This is a genomic window from Paracoccus sp. ME4 (genome assembly GCF_046736325.1).
Lineage (GTDB): Bacteria > Pseudomonadota > Alphaproteobacteria > Rhodobacterales > Rhodobacteraceae > Paracoccus.
Genome location: NZ_CP151276.1, coordinates 852,224 through 875,439, shown reverse-complemented (window position 1 = coordinate 875,439; position 23,216 = coordinate 852,224). Strand labels below are relative to the sequence as shown.

Here is a 23,216-nt window from a genome sequence, read left to right as displayed (position 1 = left end):
TCTCCGTGGAAATGGCAAGGGGGCGATGGCGGAGGTTCCGCCATCGGCCGTCTCATCCTTGGGGCGCGGCGCGCGGGGGCGTCAGCCCCAGCACTGCTCCAGGCCTTCCGCCACGCTGATCGACGGCACGCCCTCGACCGGCTTGTCGGTGACCAGGTTCACGCCGGTATTGGTGAAGTCCAGGCCTTCGCTGGCCTCCGGCTTGGTGCCGTCGGCGGCGAAGGCCGCGATGGCCTCGATGCCCATCGACGCCATCAGCAGCGGATACTGCTGCGCGGTCGCGCCGATCACGCCGGCCTCGACGTTCTGGACGCCCGGGCAGCCGCCGTCGATCGACACGATCGTGGCGTTCCCCTCCATCCCGAAGGACTTCAGCGCCTCGTAGGCACCGGCCGCGGCGGGTTCGTTGATCGTGTAGACCAGGTTGATCGCCGGATCGCGCTGCATCAGCGCCTCCATGGCCTGCTGGCCGCCCTCCTCGTTGCCCGAGGTGACCTCGTGGCCGACGATGCGGGCGTCATCCTCGTCGCCGATGACGTTCTCGTCCTTCACGTCGATGCCGAAGCCCGCCATGAAGCCCTGGTCGCGCAGCACGTCGACCGACGGCGCGCTGGCCGACAGGTCCAGCATGGCGATCTTGGCATCCGCCGCCGCGTCGCCCATCTGGCCCGCGGCCCAGGCACCGATCAGGCGGCCCGCCTCGCGGTTGTCGGTGGCGAAGGTCGCGTCGGCCGCGTCGATCGGGTCCAGCGGCGTGTCCAGCGCGATCACCAGGATCCCGGCCTCGCGGGCCTGGCCCAGCGATTCGGTGATGGCCTTGGTGTCGGAGGCCGCGATCAGGATGCCCTTGACGCCTGCCGCGATGCAGCTTTCCACGGCCTGCTGCTGGGTCTCGTGGTCGCCGTCGATCTTGCCGGCGAAGGTCATCAGCTCGACGCCCAGCTCCTCGGCCTTGGCGGTGGCGCCTTCCTTCATCTTCACGAAGAACGGGTTGATGTCCGTCTTGGTGATCAGGCAGGCCTTGGTGGCCTCCTGGGCCTGGGCGAAGCCTGCCGACAGGGCAAGGGCGGACACCGCGACGGATGCGCGGAAAACGGTCTTGATGGTCACTTGACTAACTCCTCCAGCACGACGGTTCCTCGGCCGTCTTGCCCTTACAAAGCACCACAAGAAACGACTTGTCAATAAATCAATCATGTTGATTAATGCATTTTAGGAGGACGGAACCCATGCCCCTAGACCGTGACGCCCCCGGCTGGCTCAGCCGCAACGAGCGCGTGATCCTGTCGCTGATCCGGCGTCGCGGGCCGATGCCGCGTGCGGCCCTGGCGCAGCTGACCGGGCTGTCGGCGCAGTCGATCACCAACCTCACGCGCAAGCTGATGGCGGCCGGCTTCCTCGAGGCCGAGGAGGTCGTGCGCGGCAAGGTGGGCCAGCCCTCGGTGCCCCTGGCGCTGGCTCCGGACGGGGCGTGGTTCCTGGGCCTCAAGATCGGCCGCAGGCTGGCGGAACTGGCGCTGGTCGACTTCGCGGGTCGGGTGCGCATGCACCGCCAGGAGGTCCACGCCCACCCCCGCCCCGACCGCATCCTGGCCTTCGCGCGCCAGGGGCTGGAGACGCTGACCGCCTCGCTGACCCCCGCGCAGCGGGCGCGGCTGATGGGTCTGGGCATCGCGACCCCCTATCGGCTGTGGGACTGGGGACAGGAGATGGCCGACTGGAGCGGGCACGACCTGCGGGCCGCCTTGGCGGCGGACCTGCCCTATCCGGTCTTTCTGGACAATGACGCGACCACCGCCTGCGGGGCCGAACTGGTCTTCGGCACGACCGCCCTGCCCCGCGACTTCATCCACATCTACATCGCGCATTTCGCGGGGGGCGGCATCGTGCTGGACGGGGCACTGCGCCACGGGCCGACGCGGAACGCGGGCGCGCTCGGCTCGATGCCGGTGCCCCTGCCGGGGGCGCAGGGCGGCCAGCTCTTGGACCGCGCCTCGGTCTCGGCGCTGGAGGCGCGGATCGGACGCTCGCTGCCGCCCGACGATTCGGGCTGGGACGTGCCCCCCGACATCGAGGCGGACTGGGCCGAGGAGGCGGGCCGGGCGCTGGCCTTCGCGGCCATGTCGGCGGTGGCGCTGGTCGATCTGCCGCTGGTCGTGATCGACGGCGCGGTCCCCCCCGCCACCCGCGCGCGCCTGGCCCAGGCCACGCGGCGGGCGCTGGAGGCGATGCCCGCCGCCGGGATCGACCGCCCGACCGTGCTGGAGGGCAGCCTGGGGCGCAGCGCGCGCATCCTGGGCGCGGCCGGCCTGCCCCTGTCGCATTTCTTCCAGCCCGACGGCGCGCTGGATTAGGCCGATTGCGGTTGACACGGGCGCCCGCGCCTCTATACGGCACGCTTCGTTGGTGTTGGTGGACCCCGCAAGGGGAACCCTGTCGGACCCTGGATCGCAAGGCCCCTGGTCAAAGGACAACGCCCTTCGCAACCTGTTGAAGGAGATCAGCCGTGACCAAACGCACGTCTGCCAAGTACAAGCTCGACCGCCGCATGGGCGAGAACATCTGGGGCCGCGCCAAGTCGCCCGTCAACCGCCGCGAATACGGCCCCGGCCAGCACGGCCAGCGCCGCAAGAACAAGCTGTCGGACTTCGGCACCCAGCTGCGCGCCAAGCAGAAGCTGAAGGGCTACTACGGCGACCTGACCGAAAAGCAGTTCCGCCGCATCTACGCGGAAGCTGAACGGATCCGCGGCGACACCGGCGAGAACCTGGTCGGCCTGCTGGAGCGCCGCCTGGACGCCGTCGTCTATCGCGCCAAGTTCGTGGCGACCATCTGGGCCGCCCGCCAGTTTGTGAACCACGGCCACATCCAGGTCAACGGTCAGCGCGTGAACATCGCCTCCTACCGCGTCAAGGAAGGCGACGTCATCTCGATCCGCGAGCGGTCGCGCCAGCTGGCCATCGTGCTGGAAGCCGTCGCCCTGACCGAGCGTGACGTTCCGGACTACCTGGAAGTCGACCACAACAAGATGACCGCGACCTTCGTGCGCACCCCGGCCCTGGGCGACATCCCCTATGCCGTGCAGATGGAACCGAACCTGGTCGTCGAATTCTACGCGAAGAACTGATCTTCGCCGCACCGCATTCTTCAGGGCCGCATCTTCGGATGCGGCCCTTTTTCATTGCATTCGATGCATTCGATTCTGGATTTGCGGCCGCGACCCGCTAGCGTCGCGGCATTGCATCCAACCGGAGCGCCATCATGGCCCGCATTCGTCTGCACCGATCCTTTGACCTGACCATTCCCACCCGCTTCGGCGAAGGCCGCTTCGGCGGCGACGAGGAGTGGATCGACTATGCCGACGGCTATCGCGTCGCCATCGACGGGGCCGGGCGCGACCGTGCAGACGCGCTGCGCCTGACGCAGGACGGCCGCGCCGTGGTGACCATGTCCGACTTCCTGATCTCGACCGCGCCCCAGGTGATCGACATTGCCGCCCTGTTCGAACGCGGCGACTATCTGTCGGTCTGGCGCACGATCATGGAGGGGAACGACCAGATCACCGGCTCCTCGGGGCGCGATGTCGTCTCGGGGCTGGCGGGGAACGACCTGATCCGCGGCCTTGGCGGTGACGACCGGCTGTCCGGCGGCGCGGGCGCGGACCGGCTGGAGGGCGGGCTGGGCAACGACCGGCTGCAGGGCGATGCGGGCAACGACATTCTGGACGGGGGCCTGGGCAACGACACGCTGAACGGCGGGGCGGGGAACGATCTGCTGATCGCGGGGCGCGGTGCGGATGTCGTGATCGGCGGCGCGGGCGTCGACACGCTGCGCATGGCCACCACGGCGGACGTGACCGTGGACCTGGCCCTGACATCGGTCCAGCGCTTTGCCGGCGGATCGGTCACCGTGACCGGGGTCGAGAACCTGCGCGGCGGTGGCGGCGACGACCGCCTGTCGGGGACCGCCGGTGCCAACGTCCTGGAGGGGGGCGCGGGCGACGACATCCTGGCCGGCCGGGCCGGGCGCGACCAATTGGACGGCGGGCTGGGGGACGACAGGCTGGACGGCGGCGCGGGCGCCGATGTGCTGCGCGGCGGCGCCGGGGCGGATGCCTTCGTGTTCCGCGCCGGCTCGGGCGCGGACCGGATCGTCGACTTCCGGATCGGGACCGACAGCATCGTCTTCGAAGGCGGCGCGGACGGCATGGAGGATCTGCGCATCATCGACCGCGGTGCGGATACGGTGATCCGCTTCGGCACCGACAGCATCGTGCTGACGGGGGTCGATCACCTGCGCCTGGACGAGGGTGATTTCGTCTTCCTCTGAGGACGCATGCGCGGCGGTTTGGGGGCTTTCCTTGTCGGTGACCGGGCACTAAACCGGGCGCGGACAAAGGATGGACCCCATGACCCAGACCCCCGTGCAGCCCGGCATCATGGACATCGCGCTTTACGTCAGCGGCGAAAGCACGCTGGCCGGGCGCGACGACGTGCTGAAGCTGTCGTCGAACGAGAACCCGCTTGGCCCCAGCCCCGCAGCGCAGGAGGCCTTCCGCCGTGCGGCAGGCGATCTGCACCGCTATCCGGCGACTGATCACGCGGGCCTGCGCGCGGCCATCGGGCAGGTCCACGGGCTGGACCCAGACCGCATCATCTGCGGCGTGGGCTCGGACGAGGTGCTGCAATTCGTGGTCCAGGCTTTCGCGGGGCCGGGCGACGAGGTCATCACCACCGAACACGGCTTCTCCATGTATCCGATCCTGGCGCGCATGGTCGGCGCGACTCCGGTCACGGTGCCGGAGGACACGCGCCGCGTCGACGTGGACGCGATCCTGGCCGCCGTGACCGAGCGCACGCGCGTGGTCTTCATCGCGAACCCGGCCAATCCCACGGGCACCATGCTGGGCGCGGACGAGTTGCAGCGCTTGGTGGACGGGCTGCCGCCGCAGGTGCTGTTCGTGCATGACGGGGCCTATACGGAATTCGCCGACAGGTTCGACGGCGGCGCGTCGCTGGTCGACCGGCATCCGAACGTGATCATGACGCGGACCTTCTCAAAGGCTTACGGCCTGGGCGGCCTGCGCATCGGGTGGGGCTATGCCGCGCGCGAGATCATCGACGTGCTGAACCGCATCCGTCAGCCCTTCAACCTCTCCAACGCCCAGATGGAGGCCGCACGCGCCGCCGTCTTGGACCGCGACTTCACCGACCGCTGCATCGCGCTGAACGCGCGGATGCGCGAGCGGATGCGGCAGTCGCTGATCCAGATGGGCATCGGCTGCGACGAGAGCTTCGCCAATTTCGTGCTGGCGCGCTTCGACAGCCCCGACACCGCCGCCGCCGCCGATGCGGCGCTGCGGGCCGAAGGCATCCTGGTGCGGCGCGTGGGCGGATACGGCCTGCCCGACGCCCTGCGCATCACCGTGGGCGACGAGGATGCGGTGACCCGTGTCCTGGACTGCCTGGGCCGGTTCATGCAGGGGCGCGACCAATGACGCAGGTCTATGACAAGGTCGCCCTCATCGGGCTGGGCCTGATTGCGGGGTCCATGGCCCATGCCATGCGCGAGGGGGGGCTGGCGGGCCGCATCACCGGCTATGCCCGCAGCGCCCAGACCCGCGACACCGCGCGCGAGATCGCACTCTGCGAGGTCTGCGACAGCGCGGCCGAGGCGGTGGCGGGCGCCGATCTGGTCGTGCTGGCCGTCCCCGTCGGCGCCATGGCCGAGGTCATGGCCGAGATCGCGCCCCATCTGGCCCCCGGCGCCACCATCACCGATGTGGGCTCGGTCAAGCAGTCGGTGATCGACGCCGTGACCCCGCACCTGCCCGCGGGCGCGCATTTCATCCCCGGCCACCCGCTGGCCGGGACCGAACATTCCGGGCCGCGCGCGGGCTTTGCCACCCTGTTCCGCAACCGCTGGTGGCTGCTGACGCCCCTGCCCGACACCGACCCGGAGGCGCTGGCCCGTCTGGACCGGCTGATCTCCGCGATGGGCGCCAAGACCGACCGGATGGACGCCCCCCATCACGACCTGGTCTTGGCCGTGACCAGCCATGCGCCGCACCTGATCGCCTATACGATGGTGGGGGTGGCCGACCACCTGCGCCGCGTGTCCGGCGAGGAGGTGATCCAGTATTCCGCTGCCGGTTTCCGCGACTTCACCCGGATCGCGGCCAGCGACCCGACGATGTGGCGCGACGTGTTCCTGCACAATCGCGAGGCGACGCTGGACATCCTGGGCCGCTTCACCGAGGAGCTGTTCGTGCTGCAGCGCGCCATCCGCATGGGCGACGGCCAGCAGCTGCACGACTATTTCACCCGCACGCGGGCGATCCGCCGCGGCATCATCGAGGCAGGGCAGGACACCGAGGCGCCCGATTTCGGCCGCACCCCCGGCGCCCGCGCGCCCGTGCCGGACGGCGCCGCCTAGAAGGCCGGCGCCGGGCCGATCGGCAGGCCGCCCAGCACGACCTGCCCGTCGCGGAAGATGACGGGCAGGCGCAGCTCTCCCTCTGCGGGGTCCGGGAAGGCCGGGCCGGGCAGCGCGGTGTCGATGGGCGCCTCGGAGAGCCTCGACAGACCGGCGCGGATCAGCAGGCGCGCGCCGTCGGGGATCAGCCCCAAGGCCCCCGCCATGTCGATCATCGCCTGCGAATCGGCAGAATAGAGCGCGACCTGCCCTTCGGCGCGGCCCTGCGCGTCGCGCGCCAGCCGCCCCACCAGACGCAGCCCGATCCCGCCCGCGGCGATCTCCAGGCCCGGCGTCTGCCAGCCCACGACCTGCGGGGCGGGCGCGTTCGGTGCGGGCGTGCCGTCCAGCCACAGCCGCACTGTTCCCGACCCCGCGACCGGCCCCGGCAGCAGCCCCGCCCCGAGGCCCAGGCTCTCCAGCGCGGCGGTCTGCCCCTCCTCCAGCGCCAGCGTCACGTCATAGGCCGCCCGCGCCGCGCGGGGCGCCTGCGCGCCAAGCGGCACCAGATCGGCATCCAGGCTGAGCCCGCCCGCCAGCGGCTGCCCGTCCAGGGTCAGACCGCGCGCCGAGACCTGCATCGCCCGGGGCGAGAACCCGTTCAGCGGCGCCAGCGCGACCCATGCGACCGGGTCGGACAGGCCCAGCTGCCGCTCCTGCCCCTCCTGGATCAGGGTCGCGGTCTCGGGCAGGTCCAGCCGCGCCGTCAGCGGCGACAGGGGCCGCAGCGACAGCGCCGCCCAGGGCAGGCGCAGACCCATCGCCGGGTCCTCCAGCCTGACATCGCGCAGCGCCACGCCCAGGCGGGCCGGATCGCGCAGCGGACGGATCTCGGCCGCGTCCAGCGCCGGATCGGCGGCGATCGCCGCCGCCAGCTGCCGGCTGGCCAGGCTTTCGGCGCCCAGCCAGCCGCCCACGGCCACCGCCGCCACCAGAACCGCCCCGATGATCGCTCCGCGCATGTCCGCCCTGCCCTTCCGTCCGTGGTGATGCTGCCCTACCTTGTGGGCCGAAAGGGGCGCGAATGGAACGGATAGATTGGATCTTCGGTTACGGGTCGCTGATCTGGAACCCGGGCTTTGCCCCTGCGGAGAGCGTCAAGGCGACGCTGACGGGCTTTGCGCGCAGCTTCTGCCTGCGCTCCATCCAGCATCGCGGCACCGAGGACGTGCCGGGGCTGGTGCTGGGCCTCGATCCGCAGGAGGGCGCGCTGTGCCAGGGCCTGGCCCTGCGCATCCGGCCGCGCGACCACGACCGCGTGCTGGCCGACCTGCGCGCGCGCGAGCTGGTCACCGACGCCTATCGCGAGGCAGTGCTGCCCGTCGCGCTGGAGGACGGGCGCGAGGTTCCGGCGCTGGCCTATGTGATGCGGCGCGACCACTGGCAATATGCGGGTGGCCTGCCCCTGGAGGAGCAGGCCCTCATCATCGCCGCGGCGCAGGGCGGGCGCGGACCGAATGCCGATTACCTGTTCAACACCGCCATCCACCTCAGCCGGATCGGCATGCCCGACGACCACCTGGACGATCTGGCCCGCGCCGTGCGCGCCCTGCTGCCCCCGGCCGGTTAAGCGCGTTCGCCGGAACGCTTGGCAAGTGATCCGCCCCATCCTACAGTCGGCCGAAAGCAGCGACGGGGCGGGGATTTACCGGTGAGCGATCCGAGCAATGGCGACAGGCAGCCGCCCTCGCGGCTGACCCTGACGAACCGACGCCTCGCGGCCACGCGCGACCAGGCGCTGACGGCCGAGACCGGATCGCCCCGCTTCTCGCAGCCCGTCCGCCAGATCCTGATGATGCTGACCGTGATGGGGCTGGTGCTGGCCGGCGGCTGGTTCGCCTATGGGCGCATCCTGTCCATCTTCGACGCGAACCGCTGGCTGAACGGGCTGATCCTGGCGGTCTTTGCCCTGGGGGTGCTGGGCTGCTTCTGGCAGGTCGCGCAGCTGGTCGGTTCGGTCAGCTGGATCGAACGCTTTGCCGCACGCCGCCGCGGGACCGACGGACCGGAGGGTCACGACGCCGCCCCCCGCCTTCTGGCGCCGCTGGCGGCGCTGCTGGGCTCGCGCGGTCCGGTGGGCGGGGCGATCGGGGCCAGCTCCGCGCGCTCGATCTTGGATTCCGTCGCGACCCGCATCGACGAGGCGCGCGACATCACCCGCTATCTGGCCAACCTGCTGATCTTCCTGGGCCTTCTGGGCACGTTCTACGGTCTGGCGACCACGATTCCCGCCGTCGTCGACACGATCCGCGCCCTGTCGCCGCAGGACGGCCAGAGCGGGCTGGACCTGTTCGAGAACCTGATGAGCGGGCTGGAATCGCAGCTGGGCGGCATGGCCACGGCCTTCTCCTCCTCGCTTCTGGGTCTGGCGGGGTCGCTGGTCGTGGGCCTCCTGGAGCTGTTCGTAACCCACGGGCAGAACCGCTTCTACCGCGAGCTGGAGGAGTGGCTGTCGGGCTTCACCCGCCTCGGCGTCGAGCTGGGCGACGGGGAGGCGGTCGATCAGGCCGCCCTGGCCGGGTTCCTGACCCAGATGGCCGCGCAGATGGACCGCATGCAGCGCTATCACGGCGAACGCGAGGGCCTGCGCGAGGAGACCGCGTTGATGGCGGATGAGCGCGTCGTGGTCATGGCCCAGGCCGTCGAGGCGCTGGTCGATCAGGTGCAGGCCGACCGCGCCGCAGCCACCGCCCAGCAGGAGCGGCTGACGCAGGCGCTGTCGCAGCTGGCCGAGCATCGGCCCGCCGCACCGGACCTGTCGCGGCTGGAGGCGGTGCTGGAGCGGATGTCGCAGGACATGGCAGAGGGCCGCGACGAGATGCTGGCCGAGCTGCGATCGGACATCCTGGTCCTGACGCGGGCGGTCCGCGCGGCGCGCTTCGGTGATCCCTTCTCGGATGCGCGCCTGGCCGCGGACCCGATCCTCAACCGATCCGGGGTCTGACCATGCGGCTGTCGCGCGGATCGTCGGCGCAGCGGTTCTCGGCCTCGATCTGGCCGGGCTTCGTGGACGCGATGACCGCGCTGCTTCTGGTGCTGATGTTCGTGCTGACCATCTTCACCGTGGTGCAGGGCGTGCTGCGCGAGGAGATCACCAGCCAAGGCAGCACCATCACCGACCAGGGCGAGGTGATCTCGCGCCAAGACCGGCAGCTGAACGAGCTGGGCGCCCAGGTCGCGGCCCTGGGTCAGGCCTTGGGCCAGTCCCGCGACAGCGAGGCCCAGCTGACCCGCGCGCTGGAGACCGAGGCCGAGCGCGCCGCACGCGCCGAGGCCGAGGCACGCGACCGCGCCGCCCGCATCGCCCGCCTGACCAGCCAGCTGGCCACGGGCGAGGCCGAACTGACCCAGGCCCGCACCCGGCTGACCGATTTCGAAGCCGAGGTCGCGGCGCTTCTGGCGGAACGTGCGACGGACCGGCAGCAGGTCGCCACGCTGGAGGTCCGCCTGGAGGAGACCGGGCGGCAGACCTCGGCCGCCGAACTGGCGCTGGCCCAGGCCCGCAGCGAGACCGACGCCCAGGCCGAGGCCGCGCGTCTGGCCGCCGCCCGTGCCGATGCGCTGCAGGCGCTGGCCGACGACCTGCGCGCCAAGGGCACCCAGCAGCAGACCCGGCTGAGCGAGGCCGAGGCGGCGCGTCTGGCCGAGGCCGAGGCCGCCCGCCTGCTGCGCGAGCGGCTGGAGGGGGCGGATGCCGAGCTGACCGCGATGACGCTGGCCCTGGAGGAGCAGCGCCGCGAGGCGGAGGAGACGCTGACCCTGCTGGCCGCCGCCAATGCCGCGCGCGACGAGGCCGTGGCCCGCGCCGATGGCGCGCTGTCCGAGGCCGAGCGGCGGGCGGCGCTTCTGGCCACGGCGCAGGGCGCGCTGAGCCGGCAGGAGGAGCTGGCCCAGGACGGCCAGCGCCGCGTTGCGGTCCTGAACGAGCAGGTGGCGCAGCTGCGTGCGCAGCTGGGCTCGCTGCAGGCGCTTCTGGACACGGCGGGCGACCAGCAGGCCGAGGCCGAGCTGCGCGTCTCCGACCTGGGGCAGCAACTGAACGCCGCGCTGGTCCGCGCCGCCGAGGAGACCCGCGCCCGGTTGGGCCTCGAGGAGGAGGCCCGCCGCCGCGCCGAGGCCGAGGCGCAGGATCTGGCCCGCTACCGCTCCGAGTTCTTCGGCCGCCTGTCGCAGATCCTGCAGGGCCGCGAGGGGGTGCGGGTCGTGGGCGACCGCTTCGTCTTCCAGTCCGAGGTGCTGTTCGCGCCGGGCGAAGCCACCCTGTCGGAGGCCGGACAGCAACAGATCGCGGGTCTGGCCGCCCTGCTGACCGACATCGCCGATGAGATTCCGCCCGAGATCGACTGGATCATCCGGGTGGACGGCCATACCGACGGCACGCCCCTGTCGGGGTCCGGGCGCTATGCCGACAACTGGGAGCTGAGCCAAGGACGGGCGCTGGCGGTCGTGCGCTATCTGTCCGAGGGGCTGAACTTTCCGGCGTCCCGGCTGGCGCCCACGGGCTTTGCCGACACCCGCCCCATCGCGCCCGAGGACACGCCCGAAGGCCGCGCCCTGAACCGCCGGATCGAGCTGAAGCTGACCGAGCGTTAATGCCCGACGGTGCGGGAAAAGACGTTGATCACCACCACGCCCGCCACGATCAGAGACAGCCCCAGGACCGCGGGCAGGTCCAGCCGCTGGCCGAAGACCACCAGTCCGATCACCGCGACCAGGGCCACGCCGCAGGCGCTCCAGATCGCGTAGGCCACGCCCAGGGGCAGCGACTTGAGGCTGACCGACAGCAGATAGAAGCTAGCCAGATAGCACAGCGCCATGCCGATGGTGGGCATCAGCCGGGAAAACTGTTCGGACCGCTGCAGCAGCGAGGTCCCCACGACCTCCAGCACGATGGCGAGGCCGAGGGGCAGATAGGGGGACATGGTCAGTCGCGCTCCGGCTTGAGGGGGCGGTCGTCCGGCACACCGGCCATGTGCTTCAGATGCCGCTCCAGTTCGGAATTGATCTCGGCCCCGACCAGCACGATCATCGCGTTCAGCCAGAGCCAGGTCATCAATGCCACGACCGCGCCCAGCGAGCCGTAGGTCTCGTTGTAGTTGCCGAAGTTCACCGCGTACCACGAGAACAGCATCGACGTGACGACCAGCGCCAGCCCCGCGATGACCGCGCCCGGAGAAATCCAGCGCCAGCGCGACTTGGGCGCCGCCGGACCCCAGCGATAGACCGCCGCCAGACCCGCGATCAGCAGGCCCAGCATCAGCGGCCAGCGGATGACGGCCAGCACCGTCTCGGCCCCCCAGCCGATCGGCAGCAGGCGCAGGATGATCGGGACGACGGCGATCACCGCCAGCATCATCGCGATCATCGCCAGCCCCCCCACCGTGAAGCACATCGCGGCCACGTTCAGCTGCACGAAGCTGCGCGTCTCGCGCTGGAAGAAGGCGACGTTCAGCGCCGAGAGCAGCGCCTTCATCCCGCCATTCGCCGACCAGAAGGCCAGAAGCAGCGCGACCACGCCCGCCAGCGACAGCGCCCCGGTCGAGGCCGAGGCGATGGCCACGACCTGCGCGCGGATGATGTCCAGCGCGCTGGCCGGCAGCAGCGTCTCCAGCAGCGCCAGATGGGTCTGGATGGTCAGCGGATCGGCCCAGAGCCCATAGAGCGACACGAAGGCGGTGATGGCCGGGAACAGCGACAGCAGCCCGAAGAACGTGACCCCGCCCGCGACCGACGTGACGCGATCCTCTCCGATCTGCCGGATCGTGGCCTTGGCGACGGTCAGCAGGTCGGCGCGACGCAGGTCGCGCAGGCCCGGCACGGGGGTCGCGTCGCGCGCCTCGTCCAGGCCGAAGCGCGCGCGCGTCGCAGGATCAAGCGGCCCGAACAGGGCCGCGCGGATGCCGGTGGGTGGTGTCATGCGCGCCGCGCCCTGCCTCGGCTCAGGCATGCGGCTCGTCGTGATGCGGCCGGGCGGCGCGGTCGCGGGGCTGGACGGGCTGCGGTCCGGGCGCACCGTTCAGGATCGCGCGCAGCTGATCGGCGGCGGCCACGAAGTCGCCCACGATGGAGGTCGCCTGCGACGACACGCCCCGAAACGCGGTGAAGGCCCCGGTCAGCGACTCGGCCACGCCGCTGAGGCCGCGCGACAGGTCGGTCGCGGTGCGCGTCAGGTCCTTGGCCATGTTGCCGCGACGCCCCCGCGACGCCCCGGCCCGCAGGCGCGCGGCACGCTCTCGGTCCTCGCGGTCCTGGGCGCGGACGCGGCGGCCCATCGCCTCGCGTTCCTCCTCGTCCAGCGCGGCAAAGCGCGGCGCGACGGCGGGGCCGTGCGGGCGATGGTCGCTGTCGGTGTCGGTCCCGGCCAGCTTGCGGCCCAGGATCGCGGCGGCGGCGGTGACGCCCGCCACGCCCAACGCGACGCCGGTCCAGACGATCACCTTGGCCGTGGTGCCGGCCTCCTCCGCCGGGCGGCCGGCATGGGCGGGGCGCTGGCCGGTGGGGACGGGACGCGGGCCGAAGCGGGTATGGCTGGTGCGCTCGGCCTCGGTCCGGGGGGAATGGGGCGGGTTCGGCTGATGGGGGCGGCGCATGGATCTCTCCGGTCGGTTGGCTGGACTGTTGCCACCGAACCCGCCGGGCGCGGGGAATGTTCCCGCGCCCCTGACGCGGCCGTGATGAAAACTTGCCCCCGCCCCCCCGCGCGGCTATGCCCCCCGCAGCGAAAGGAGCCCGCCATGATCCCGCGTTACAGCCGCCCCGAAATGGTCGCCATCTGGTCCCCCGAGAGCAAGTTCAAGATCTGGTACGAGATCGAGGCCCATGCCTGCGACGCGCAGGCCGATCTGGGCGTGATCCCGCGCGCCAATGCCGAGGCCGTCTGGCGCGCCAAGGATGTCCAGTTCGACGTGGCCCGCATCGACGAGATCGAGGCCGTCACCAAGCATGACGTGATCGCCTTCCTGACCCATCTGGCCGAGCATGTGGGCGCCGACGACGCGCGCTTCGTCCATCAGGGCATGACCAGCAGCGACGTCTTGGACACCACGCTGAACATCCAGCTGGTCCGCGCGTCCGACCTGCTGCTGGCGGGGATGGACCGGGTCCTGGCCGCGCTGAAGGCCCGCGCGCATGAGCACAAGGACACCGTCCGCATCGGCCGCAGCCACGGCATCCACGCCGAGCCGACCACGATGGGCCTGACCTTCGCCCGCTTCTATGCCGAGATGGCACGCGGCCGCGACCGGCTGGAGCGCGCGCGCGAGGAGATCGCGACCGGCGCGATCAGCGGCGCGGTCGGCACCTTCGCCAATATCGACCCGGCGGTCGAGGAGCATGTCTGCGCCAAGCTGGGCCTGCGCCCCGAGCCAATCAGCACCCAGGTCATCCCGCGCGACCGCCACGCGATGTTCTTCGCCGTGCTGGGCGTGATCGCCTCCTCGATCGAGAACATCGCCATCGAGATCCGACACATGCAGCGCACCGAGGTGCTGGAGGCCGAGGAGTTCTTCAGCCCCGGCCAGAAGGGCAGCTCGGCCATGCCGCACAAGCGCAACCCGGTCCTGACCGAGAACCTGACGGGCCTTGCGCGTCTGGTGCGCATGTCGGTCATCCCCGCGATGGAGAACGTGGCGCTGTGGCACGAGCGCGACATCAGCCATTCCTCGGTCGAGCGCGCGATCGGGCCGGACACCACGATCACGCTGGACTTCGCCCTGCATCGCCTGGCGGGCGTGGTCGAGAAGCTGGTGATCTATCCCGACAACATGCTGGCCAACATGAACAAGTTCCGCGGCCTGGTGATGTCGCAGCGGGTCCTGCTGGCGCTGACGCAGGCGGGCGTGTCGCGCGAGGACAGCTATCGCCTGGTCCAGCGCAACGCCATGAAGGTCTGGGAGAAGGGCGCCGATTTCCGCGAGGAGCTCTTGGCCGATCCCGAGGTCACCGCCGCCCTGTCCCCCGCCGAGATCGAGGAGAAGTTCGATCTGGGCTATCACACCAAGCATGTCGACACGATCTTCTCGCGGGTCTTCGGCGCCGCGCCGCGGTGATTTCCGGGCATCCGTCAACCATCCGTTAGGGTTGTCGTGGCATCCTGTCCGCCGACGCGATGACGGAGGGTGCCATGACAAGCCAGACGGGTCTCAATCAGCGGCAGAAGGCGGCGGTGATCGTGCGGCTTCTGCTGGACGACGACGAGGTCGCGGGGCTGGACCGGCTGGACAGCGGCGCCCAGACCCTGCTGGCGCAGGAGATGGCCGGGATGGAGCTGATCGACCGCGCCACCCGCGACGCGGTCATCACCGAATTCTGCGACCGGCTGGAATCGGTGGGCGTGACCTTTCCGGGTGGTCTGGACGGCACGCTGGCCATGCTGGGCCAGCGCCTGTCCGAGGACAGCACCGACGCCCTGCGGCGCACCGCCGCCATCACCGGCCAGTCCGACCCCTGGACGCGGCTCTGCGCCCTGCCCAAGGAGGCGCTGATCGCGCTGGCCAATGCCGAATCGGTCGAGCTGGTGGCGCTGATGCTGTCCAAGCTGCCGGTCGAGGCGGCCTCGGCCACCTTCCTCGCGCTCCCGCGCGAGCGGGCGCGGGTCGTGGCGCAGGCCATGTCGATGACCTCGGGCGTGACGCCCGCGGCGCTCAAGCGGGTGGGCTTGGTGCTGCTGCAGGCGGCCGAGGCGCTGCCCAAGCCCGCCATCGCCACGCCCGCGACCGACCGGATGGGGGCGATCCTGAACTTCGCCACCGCCGATCTGCGCGACGACGTGCTGGGCGCGCTGGACGAACGCGACATGGAATTCGCCGACGGGGTGCGCAAGGCGATCTTCATCTTCGCCCACATCCCCGCCCGGATCGAGCCGCGCGACGTCCCCAAGATCGTGCGCGAGCTGGACCAGGCGACGCTGGTGCGCGCCCTGGCCGCCCCGTCCGAGGCGGATGCGATGGCCGCCGACTTCATCCTGTCCAATCTGTCGCAGCGCATGTCCGACGGCCTGCGCGAGGAGCGCGAGGCCTTGGGCAAGCCCCGCGCCAAGGATGTCGAGGAAGCCATGACCGAGGTCGTCTCGGCCATCCGCCGCCTGCAGGAGGACGGCCAGCTGGTGCTGAAGATGCCCCAGGACGACGAATGAGCCGTCTTGCCCGCCGGGCGGCGCTGCGCGATAACGCGGCGTCCCGGAGGCGCTGATGACGAACAGGATCGCGATTGCCATGCTGCTGCTGATCGCCGCGGCCTTTGCGGTGGATGCCGTCTGGCTGGGCGGCGGCCTGCCCCTGACGGTGGCCCGCGGCATGGACCGGCTGATCGAGTATCTCAGCTTCTGGCGCTGACGGTCGGCCTTTTCGGCATTTGCATCGCGACCGCCGCCGCGCTAGAGCATGCGCAACCGTCACCTGCTCGAGAGGGATACCCATGGCAGTCAAGGTCGCCATCAACGGCTTCGGCCGGATCGGTCGCAACGTCCTGCGCGCAATCGTCGAATCCGGCCGCACCGATATCGAGGTCGTCGCGATCAACGACCTCGGCCCGGTCGAGACGAACGCCCACCTGCTGCGCTATGACAGCGTGCATGGCCGCTTTCCGGCCACGGTCACGGTGTCGGGCGACAGCATCGACGTGGGCCGCGGCCCGATCAAGGTGACCGCGATCCGCAACCCGGCCGAACTGCCCTGGGGCGACATCGACGTCATCATGGAATGCACCGGCATCTTCACCTCCAAGGAGAAGGTCCAGCCGCACCTGTCCACGGGCGCGAAGCGCGTCCTGATCTCGGCGCCGGGCGACAATGCCGACAAGACCATCGTCTTCGGCGTGAACCACGACACGCTGACCAAGGACGACCTGGTCGTCTCGAACGCCAGCTGCACGACGAACTGCCTGTCGCCGGTGGCGAAGGTCCTGAACGACACGATCGGCATCGACCGCGGGTTCATGACCACGATCCACAGCTATACCGGCGATCAGCCGACGCTGGACACGATGCACAAGGACCTCTACCGCGCCCGCGCCGCAGCGCTGTCGATGATCCCGACCTCAACCGGGGCCGCCAAGGCCGTGGGCCTGGTCCTGCCCGAGCTGAAGGGCAAGCTGGACGGCGTGGCCATCCGCGTGCCGACGCCCAACGTCTCGGTCGTGGACCTGGTGTTCGAGGCCAGCCGCGACACCTCGGTCGCCGAGATCAACGCCGCGATCAAGGCCGCCGCCGACGGCCCGCTGAAGGGCGTGCTGGGCTATACCGAGGAATCGCTGGTCTCGACCGACTTCAACCACGACCCGCATTCGTCGATCTTCCACATGGATCAGACCAAGGTCATGGAGGGCCGCATGGTCCGCATCCTGACCTGGTACGACAACGAATGGGGCTTCTCGAACCGCATGTCGGACACCGCCGTGGCGATGGGCAAGCTGATCTGATCGGCGCCCCCGAAACGCAAAAGGCCCCCGTCCGGGGGCCTTTTTTGTTTCCGCGGGATCAGTCCGCGTAGATCATCCGGACGCTCATCCCGCCATCGACCACGAAGCGCTGCCCGGTGACGAAGCCCGCCTCGTCCGAGGCAAGCCACGCGACCAGCCCCGCGATGTCGTCCACCCGCCCCACGCGCCCGACCGGATGCTGCCGATGGTCGGTCTCCGACAGGTCGGGCGTGTGCCGGTCGGCGGCCTTCCGCGCCAGCGACGTGTCAATCCAGCCCGGCAGGATGCAGTTCGCGCGGATCGCGGGTCCCAAGCTGACCGCCAGCGCATGGGTCAGCGCCACCAGCGCCCCCTTGGCGGCGGCATAGGACTCGGTATCCGGCTCCGACTGCAGCGCGCGGGTCGAGGCCATCGTCACGATGCTGCCCCGCGCGGCGCGCAGCAGCGGCACGCAGCCGCGGATCGTCAGAAAGGCGCCGGTGACGTGGCTGTCCTGCCAGGCCCGCCAGCGTTCCAGCGACAGGTCCTCGATCGGGCCGCTGACCGGACCGGCGATGCCCGCATTGCTGACCAGCAGGCCAAGCCCCGCCCCCTCCAGCCAACCGCGCAGCATGGACAGCGCGCCCTCCACATCGGCCTCGACGCCGACATCGGCGTGCAACACCAGCAGACCCGGGTCGGATGCGCCGATCTCCTGCAGCGCCTCGACGTCGCGATCCATCACCGCGATGCGCCAGCCATCGGCCCGCAGGCGGGTGACGATCCCGCGTCCGATGCCCTGCGCCCCGCCCGTGACCAGCGCCGTCCTCATGCGGGCCTAGCGCGTCTTGACGGCCGAGAGGCGGCGCGAATTCGCCCGCGTCCGTCGGCCATAGGGCCGCAGCCCGGCCGACAGCATCCGTTCGGCGCTGTGGCCGCGCATGCCAGCGCTGGCCATGGCGATCATGGATTCCGACAGGGCGGCCTGCTTTTCGGCGATCATGCGGAACGGCTCTCCGGGGGACTGGACCATCAGGCCCATCATCCCGGCCATGCGCATGCCGATCACCATGTTGGCCTCGATCGCCATGCGGGCGAACTGGGAGGCAAGCCGCACCTGCGCGGCGGGCAGAATCAGGGGCATCATCGGGTTCATTGGCGGAATTCCTTTCGGCCGACCGGGCAGGCCATGCCCGGCCCAGGCACATTGCGCCCTGTGGCGCAGTCAGACAACTGCCACTTTGGCCGCGGGTTCCCGCAATCCCGCGATGCCCGCTTGGCAAGGCCGCCCTGCCGTGGTTAGAGGCAGCCTCATGACACAGACGCTGACCCTTCGCCGCCCGGACGACTGGCACCTGCATCTGCGCGACGGCGCGATGCTGGCCGCGGTCGCGCCGCATTCCGCGCAATTCGGCCGCGCGATCATCATGCCCAATCTGGTGCCGCCGGTCACGACCGGCGCCCAGGCCGCCGCCTATCGCGACCGCATCCGCGCGGCCCTGCCCGCAGGTGCTGCGCTGGACCCGCAGATGGTGCTGTACCTGACCGACACGACGGATGCCGCCGATGTGGTGGGCGCGTTCCGCGAGGGCATCATCCGCGCGGTCAAGCTCTATCCGGCGGGTGCCACCACCAACAGCGCCTCGGGCGTGACTGATTTCGCGCGCGTCCAGCCCGTGCTGGAGGCGATGGCCGAGGCGGGCGTGACGCTCTGCGTGCACGGAGAGGTCACCGACCCGTCCGTCGACATCTTCGACCGCGAGGCGGTGTTCATCGACACCGTGCTGGACCCGCTGCGCCGCCGCACGCCGGGCCTGCGCGTGGTGATGGAGCATATCACGACGTCGCAGGGCGTGGATTACGCCCGCGCGGGCGGCGACGACCTGGGTGCGACGATCACCACGCATCACTTGGTCATCAACCGCAACGCCATCCTGGCGGGGGGCATCCGGCCGCATTACTACTGCCTGCCAGTGGCGAAACGCGAATCCCACCGCCTGGCGCTGCGCGAGGCGGCGACCTCGGGCGACGCGACCTTCTTCCTGGGCACCGACAGCGCGCCGCATACCGATGCGGCGAAGCTGCAGCCCTGCGGCTGCGCGGGCTGCTTCACCGCGCCGAACACCATGTCGATCCTGGCGCAGGTCTTCGAGGATGAGGGCGCGCTGGACCGGCTGGAGGCCTTCACCAGCCTCAACGGCGCGGCCTTCTATCGCATGGCCCCGAACGCGGACCGCATCACCCTGACGCGCCGCGACACGCCCGCCGAATACCCCGCGCAGATCGCGGCGGGCGCGGAGACGGTGACCGTCTTCGACCCCGGCTTTCCGCTTTTCTGGCATCTGGAGGACCAATGAGCCTGACCTTCCCCGCCCGCGAGGAGATCGCCCGCCTGACCGCCCGGATGCTGCTGGAGATCAAGGCCGTCGACTTCAACGCGTCCCAGCCCTTCACCTATGCCTCGGGCCTCAAGGGGCCGACCTATGTCGATTGCCGCCGCATCATCAGCTTTCCGCGCGTGCGCGCCACGCTGATGGATTTCATGGCCGCGACGGTCATGCGCGACGCGGGCTTCGAGGCCTTCGACAACGTGGCGGGTGGCGAGACCGCGGGCATCCCCTTCGGCGCGCTGGTCGCCGAACGGTTGGGCCTGCCGATGACCTATGTGCGGAAAAAGCCCAAGGGCTACGGCCGCAACGCCCGGATCGAGGGCGTGATGACCGAGGGTCAGCGGGTCCTCTTGGTCGAGGACCTGACCACCGATGGCGGCAGCAAGCTATCCTTCGTGGACGCGATCCGCGAGACGGGGGCAAGCTGCGCCCATACGGCGGTGATCTTCTACTACGGCATCTTCCCCGAGACCACGCAGCGTCTGGCCGATCACGGCGTGCAGCTGCACCACCTCTGCACCTGGTGGGACGTGCTGGCCGAGGCCCGCGCCCAAGGGTCCTTCGACGAGGCGACCCTGACCGAGGTCGAGGCCTTCCTGACCGATCCGCGCGCCTGGCAGGCGGCAAACGGCTGATCGGGTCTTATCCACAACTTCATGCGGCCGGCCCCGATGACGGGCCGGCCGCTTTCGGTTTACTGTGAACCAAGGCAGAAAAAGGGCAGGCAGACCATGAGCACCCTCACCGTCACCAGCACGCGCTTCATCGTTCCCGGCCAGTCGGAGGAGCAGGCGCAGCCCTCGGTCCCCTTCTCGCTGGAGGCCGAGCAGCAGCTTCTGGGCGCGCTGCTGACCAACAACGACGTCTTCGACCGGGTCAGCCAGATCATCAAGTCGGACCATTTCTACCACCCGGTCCATGCGCGCATCTTCGACATCTGCGCCGAACGCATCCGTCGGAACGCGCTGGCCAGCCCGGTCACGATCAAGGCCTTCCTGGAGAACGACGACGGGCTGAAGGAGCTGGGCGGCCCTGCCTATCTGGCCCGGATGGCGGCGGCGGCGATCAGCGCCTATGCCGCGCGCGACTATGCCCAGATGATCCGCGAATTCGCCCTGCGGCGCGAGCTGATGCAGCTGGGCCAGGACATCGCCGCCCGCGCCCAGTCCGTCGAGGTCGGCGACGATGCCGAGGAGCAGATCAAGGCCGCCGAACAGACGCTCTACAAGCTGGGCGAGGCCGGCACCGCCGAACGCGGATTCCAGAGCTTCCTCAAGGCCGTGACCGGCGCGGTGCAGGTCGCCAATGCCGCCTATCAGCGCGACGGCAAGCTGTCGGGGATTTCCACCGGGCTGATCGACCTGGACGCCAAGATGGGCGGTCTGAACAATTCGGACCTGATCATCCTCGCCGGGCGCCCGTCGATGGGCAAGACGTCGCTGGCCACCAACATCGCCTTCAACATCGCCAAGGCCTACAAGGTCGGCGAAAAGCCCGACGGCACCCAGGGCGCGGTCGAGGGCGGCGTCGTGGGCTTCTTCAGCCTCGAGATGTCGGCCGAACAGCTGGCCGCGCGCATCCTGTCCGAGGCCGCCGAGGTGCCCTCGGAACGCATCCGCTCGGGCAACATGGACGAGGGCGAGTTCCGCCGCTTTGTCGAGGCCGCCCATGCGCTGCAGAACTGCCCGCTCTTCATCGACGACACGCCCGCCTTGCCCATCAACCAGCTGGCCGCCCGGGCGCGCAAGCTGAAGCGGACCCACGGCCTCGACGTGCTGATGGTCGACTACCTGCAGCTTCTGAAGGCCGCGACAGCCAAGGACAGCCGCGTGAACGAGGTCTCCGAGATCACCCAAGGGCTCAAGGCCATAGCCAAGGAGCTGAACATCCCGGTCATCGCCCTGTCGCAGCTGAGCCGCCAGGTCGAGAACCGCGAGGACAAGCGCCCGCAGCTCTCCGACCTGCGCGAATCCGGCTCGATCGAGCAGGACGCCGACATCGTGATGTTCGTGTTCCGCGAGGAATATTACAAGGAACGCGAGAAGCCCTCGGACAGCGACTTGGACGCGATGGCGAAATGGCAGCAGGTGATGGAGGCCGTCCACGGCAAGGCCGAGGTGATCCTGGGCAAGCAGCGCCACGGCCCCATCGGCACGGTCGAGCTGGCCTTCGAGGGGCAGTTCACCCGTTTCGGCAACCTCGCCCGCGACCGCCAGAGCCAGTGGGACTGACGCCATGACCCTGCCCGTCCCGGTGGCGACCATCGGCCTCCTCCTGGCCTCGAACATCTTCATGACGGTGGCCTGGTATGGCCACCTCAAGTTCAAGACCGCCCCCCTGGTGACGGTGATCTTCATCAGCTGGGGCATCGCCTTCTTCGAATACCTGATGCAGGTGCCCGCCAACCGCATCGGCTACGGGTATTTCAGCGCCGCCCAGCTCAAGACCATCCAGGAGGTCATCAGCCTCTCGGTCTTCGCGATCTTTTCCTGGGTCTACCTGGGCGAAAAGATCGGCTGGCAGCACGGCGTGGGCTTCTCGCTGATCTGCCTCGGCGCCTGGTTCATCTTCCACGACTTCGGCTGATCGCGGGGGAGGCCCGGAGGGGGCGCCGCCCCCACCGGCGGGGGGTCCGGGGGGCGGCGCCCCCCGGCACGTCGCGGGACGCAATCCATCTGGCGCTTCCCCCCGCGGCCGCGCTATGGATGGGCCGCCGGACTTGCACATCGTGCAGCCCGCCCTTCGAACAGGTCACCGCCATGCGCACCCCGCCCCATCTCCTGACGCTGGTCGCCCTCTCGGGCGTCTCGGCGCTCTCCATGAACGTCTTCCTGCCCTCGCTGCCGGGCATGGCGCGCGATTTCGACGTCGATTACGGCGTGATGCAGCTCTCGGTCTCCGCCTATATCGGCGCCAGCGCGATGCTGCAGCTGCTGGGCGGCCCGCTCAGCGACCGTTTCGGCCGCCGCCCGGTGGTCATCTGGGGGCTGGTGGGCTTTCTCCTGGCCACCATCGGCACGCTGGTCGCCACGACCGCGACGACCTTCCTGATCTTCCGGCTGCTGCAATCGGTCATCACCGTCTGCATGCTGGTGCCGCGCGCGGTCATCCGCGACCTCTATGACGGCGACCGCGCGGCCTCCATGCTGGGCTACGTCACGATGGGCATGGCGGTGGTGCCGATGATGGCCCCCGTCTTCGGCGGCGTCCTGGACGAGCTCTTCGGCTGGCAGGCCAATTTCGCGGTGATGGGCGCGCTCGGCATCGCGGTCCTGATCGTCGCCTGGCGCGACATGGGCGAAACCGTCCGCGACGGCGGCATGAGCCTGCGCGCCCAGATGGTCAACTATCCCATCCTCGCCCGCTCGCACCGCTTCTGGGGCTATTGCGGCGCGGCGACACTGTCTTCCGGCGCCTTCTTCGCCTATCTGGGCGGGGCGCCCTTCGTGGGCGATCAGGTCTTCGGCCTGACCCCCGCGCAGGTCGGCTACTGGTTCGCGGCCCCCTCGGTCGGCTACATCCTGGGCAACTTCCTGGCCGCGCGCTTCTCGCCCAGGCTGGGCCTGAACCGCATGATCCTGATCGGGGCGGCCATCTGCCTCGCCGCGCTGACCGCGGCCCTGGTCGTGGACATGGCGGGCATCGTCCGTCCGCTGATCTTCTTCGGGGCGATCGCGCTGATGGGCCTCGGCAACGGCATGGTCCTGCCCAACGCCAATGCCGGCATGATGAGCGTGCGGCCCGAACTGGCCGGCACCGCCTCGGGCCTGGGCGGGGCGCTGGCCGTGGCGGGCGGGGCGATCCTCTCGGCGCTGGCCGGCGCGCTCCTGCAGCCGGGCAGCGGTGCCACGCCGCTTCTGGCCATCATGTGCGCCTCGGCCCTGGGCTCGCTGGCCGCGATCCTCTGGGTGCTGCGGCGCGAAAGGCAGTTGGCCCTCATGGCGTGACCCCTTGCCG

24 protein-coding genes are annotated in these 23,216 nt (G+C 70.2%); 17 read left to right on the top strand and 7 right to left on the bottom strand.

Annotated features, from left to right (window positions below; translation table 11 throughout):
- Positions 1-81: 81 nt before the first annotated feature.
- Complete coding sequence (locus AACG61_RS04445) at positions 82-1,104, bottom strand: sugar ABC transporter substrate-binding protein (RefSeq protein ID WP_411839460.1); 1,023 nt, start codon at positions 1,102-1,104, stop codon at positions 82-84.
- Positions 1,105-1,229: 125 nt separating this feature from the next.
- On the opposite strand from AACG61_RS04445, the gene AACG61_RS04440 reads away from it, so the two are divergent.
- The 5 genes from AACG61_RS04440 to AACG61_RS04420 all read left to right on the top strand — a co-directional run bounded on the left by AACG61_RS04440 (position 1,230) and on the right by AACG61_RS04420 (position 6,435).
- Positions 1,230-2,354 carry an ROK family protein gene (locus tag AACG61_RS04440; protein WP_411838814.1) on the top strand — a complete coding sequence of 375 codons (1,125 nt, stop codon included), beginning with the start codon at positions 1,230-1,232 and terminating at the stop codon, positions 2,352-2,354.
- Between the two features lie 152 nt (positions 2,355-2,506).
- The gene (gene rpsD / locus AACG61_RS04435; protein WP_045981180.1) at positions 2,507-3,127 is read left to right on the top strand and encodes a 30S ribosomal protein S4; all 621 of its coding nucleotides are present in this window, start codon (positions 2,507-2,509) and stop codon (positions 3,125-3,127) included.
- Positions 3,128-3,261: 134 nt separating this feature from the next.
- Entirely contained in the window at positions 3,262-4,329 is a 1,068-nt protein-coding gene (locus AACG61_RS04430) for a calcium-binding protein (protein WP_411838813.1), read from the top strand.
- Positions 4,330-4,408: 79 nt separating this feature from the next.
- Positions 4,409-5,497 (top strand): histidinol-phosphate transaminase, encoded by a 1,089-nt coding sequence (hisC, locus tag AACG61_RS04425; RefSeq protein WP_411838812.1) that lies wholly within the window; start codon positions 4,409-4,411, stop codon positions 5,495-5,497.
- Entirely contained in the window at positions 5,494-6,435 is a 942-nt protein-coding gene (locus tag AACG61_RS04420) for a prephenate/arogenate dehydrogenase family protein (RefSeq protein ID WP_411838811.1), read from the top strand. The genes hisC and AACG61_RS04420 overlap by 4 nt, the downstream gene beginning before the upstream one ends.
- Here AACG61_RS04420 and AACG61_RS04415 read toward each other — a convergent pair.
- Positions 6,432-7,436, bottom strand: a complete 1,005-nt coding sequence (locus AACG61_RS04415; RefSeq protein WP_411838810.1) for a DUF2125 domain-containing protein — start codon at positions 7,434-7,436, stop codon at positions 6,432-6,434. The genes AACG61_RS04420 and AACG61_RS04415 overlap by 4 nt on opposite strands.
- A 62-nt stretch (positions 7,437-7,498) precedes the next feature.
- On the opposite strand from AACG61_RS04415, the gene AACG61_RS04410 reads away from it, so the two are divergent.
- The 3 genes from AACG61_RS04410 (at position 7,499) to AACG61_RS04400 (ending at position 11,067) form a co-directional block, all read left to right on the top strand.
- Complete coding sequence (locus AACG61_RS04410; protein ID WP_411838809.1) at positions 7,499-8,044, top strand: gamma-glutamylcyclotransferase; 546 nt, start codon at positions 7,499-7,501, stop codon at positions 8,042-8,044.
- A 222-nt stretch (positions 8,045-8,266) separates the two neighbouring features.
- On the top strand, positions 8,267-9,418 hold the full coding sequence (locus AACG61_RS04405) for a biopolymer transporter ExbB (RefSeq protein ID WP_411839459.1): 1,152 nt from the start codon (positions 8,267-8,269) through the stop codon (positions 9,416-9,418).
- Between the two features lie 2 nt (positions 9,419-9,420).
- Positions 9,421-11,067, top strand: coding sequence for a peptidoglycan -binding protein (locus AACG61_RS04400; protein WP_411838808.1), 1,647 nt, complete (start codon positions 9,421-9,423; stop codon positions 11,065-11,067).
- Here the strand turns inward: AACG61_RS04400 and AACG61_RS04395 are convergent.
- From AACG61_RS04395 to AACG61_RS04385, 3 genes are read right to left on the bottom strand one after another with little or no spacing between them, the layout of a single operon-like run.
- Positions 11,064-11,396: an SMR family transporter gene (locus tag AACG61_RS04395; protein WP_411838807.1), complete on the bottom strand. Its 333-nt coding sequence runs from the start codon at positions 11,394-11,396 to the stop codon at positions 11,064-11,066. The genes AACG61_RS04400 and AACG61_RS04395 overlap by 4 nt on opposite strands.
- A 2-nt stretch (positions 11,397-11,398) precedes the next feature.
- Positions 11,399-12,391, bottom strand: a complete 993-nt coding sequence (locus tag AACG61_RS04390) for a YihY/virulence factor BrkB family protein (RefSeq protein ID WP_411838805.1) — start codon at positions 12,389-12,391, stop codon at positions 11,399-11,401.
- A 22-nt stretch (positions 12,392-12,413) separates the two neighbouring features.
- Positions 12,414-13,064, bottom strand: a complete 651-nt coding sequence (locus tag AACG61_RS04385; RefSeq protein WP_411838804.1) for a hypothetical protein — start codon at positions 13,062-13,064, stop codon at positions 12,414-12,416.
- 144 nt (positions 13,065-13,208) lie between these two features.
- Here AACG61_RS04385 and purB point away from each other — a divergent pair, with 144 nt between their 5' ends.
- From purB to gap, 4 genes are all read left to right on the top strand, one after another.
- Positions 13,209-14,522, top strand: coding sequence for an adenylosuccinate lyase (gene purB / locus AACG61_RS04380; protein WP_411838803.1), 1,314 nt, complete (start codon positions 13,209-13,211; stop codon positions 14,520-14,522).
- A 74-nt stretch (positions 14,523-14,596) separates the two neighbouring features.
- The gene (locus tag AACG61_RS04375; RefSeq protein ID WP_411838802.1) at positions 14,597-15,607 is read left to right on the top strand and encodes a FliG C-terminal domain-containing protein; all 1,011 of its coding nucleotides are present in this window, start codon (positions 14,597-14,599) and stop codon (positions 15,605-15,607) included.
- A 55-nt stretch (positions 15,608-15,662) separates the two neighbouring features.
- Positions 15,663-15,806 (top strand): hypothetical protein, encoded by a 144-nt coding sequence (locus AACG61_RS04370; RefSeq protein WP_411838801.1) that lies wholly within the window; start codon positions 15,663-15,665, stop codon positions 15,804-15,806.
- A gap of 82 nt (positions 15,807-15,888) precedes the next feature.
- Positions 15,889-16,890 carry a type I glyceraldehyde-3-phosphate dehydrogenase gene (gap, locus tag AACG61_RS04365; protein ID WP_411838800.1) on the top strand — a complete coding sequence of 334 codons (1,002 nt, stop codon included), beginning with the start codon at positions 15,889-15,891 and terminating at the stop codon, positions 16,888-16,890.
- Positions 16,891-16,948: 58 nt separating this feature from the next.
- Here the strand turns inward: gap and AACG61_RS04360 are convergent, their stop codons facing one another.
- Together AACG61_RS04360 and AACG61_RS04355 are read right to left on the bottom strand one after the other, a co-directional pair.
- Positions 16,949-17,701, bottom strand: a complete 753-nt coding sequence (locus tag AACG61_RS04360) for an SDR family oxidoreductase (protein ID WP_411838799.1) — start codon at positions 17,699-17,701, stop codon at positions 16,949-16,951.
- A gap of 6 nt (positions 17,702-17,707) precedes the next feature.
- Complete coding sequence (locus AACG61_RS04355; protein WP_411838797.1) at positions 17,708-18,016, bottom strand: antibiotic ABC transporter; 309 nt, start codon at positions 18,014-18,016, stop codon at positions 17,708-17,710.
- A gap of 166 nt (positions 18,017-18,182) precedes the next feature.
- Here AACG61_RS04355 and pyrC point away from each other — a divergent pair, with 166 nt between their 5' ends.
- The 5 genes from pyrC (at position 18,183) to AACG61_RS04330 (ending at position 23,206) form a co-directional block, all read left to right on the top strand.
- Positions 18,183-19,226 carry a dihydroorotase gene (gene pyrC, locus AACG61_RS04350; RefSeq protein ID WP_411838796.1) on the top strand — a complete coding sequence of 348 codons (1,044 nt, stop codon included), beginning with the start codon at positions 18,183-18,185 and terminating at the stop codon, positions 19,224-19,226.
- Positions 19,223-19,894 carry an orotate phosphoribosyltransferase gene (locus tag AACG61_RS04345; RefSeq protein WP_411838795.1) on the top strand — a complete coding sequence of 224 codons (672 nt, stop codon included), beginning with the start codon at positions 19,223-19,225 and terminating at the stop codon, positions 19,892-19,894. The genes pyrC and AACG61_RS04345 overlap by 4 nt, the downstream gene beginning before the upstream one ends.
- Positions 19,895-19,990: 96 nt before the next feature.
- The gene (locus AACG61_RS04340) at positions 19,991-21,490 is read left to right on the top strand and encodes a replicative DNA helicase (RefSeq protein WP_411838794.1); all 1,500 of its coding nucleotides are present in this window, start codon (positions 19,991-19,993) and stop codon (positions 21,488-21,490) included.
- Positions 21,491-21,494: 4 nt separating this feature from the next.
- Positions 21,495-21,845 (top strand): DMT family protein, encoded by a 351-nt coding sequence (locus AACG61_RS04335; protein WP_411838793.1) that lies wholly within the window; start codon positions 21,495-21,497, stop codon positions 21,843-21,845.
- 173 nt (positions 21,846-22,018) lie between these two features.
- Entirely contained in the window at positions 22,019-23,206 is a 1,188-nt protein-coding gene (locus tag AACG61_RS04330) for a multidrug effflux MFS transporter (RefSeq protein ID WP_411838792.1), read from the top strand.
- The last annotated feature ends 10 nt before the right edge of the window (positions 23,207-23,216 follow it).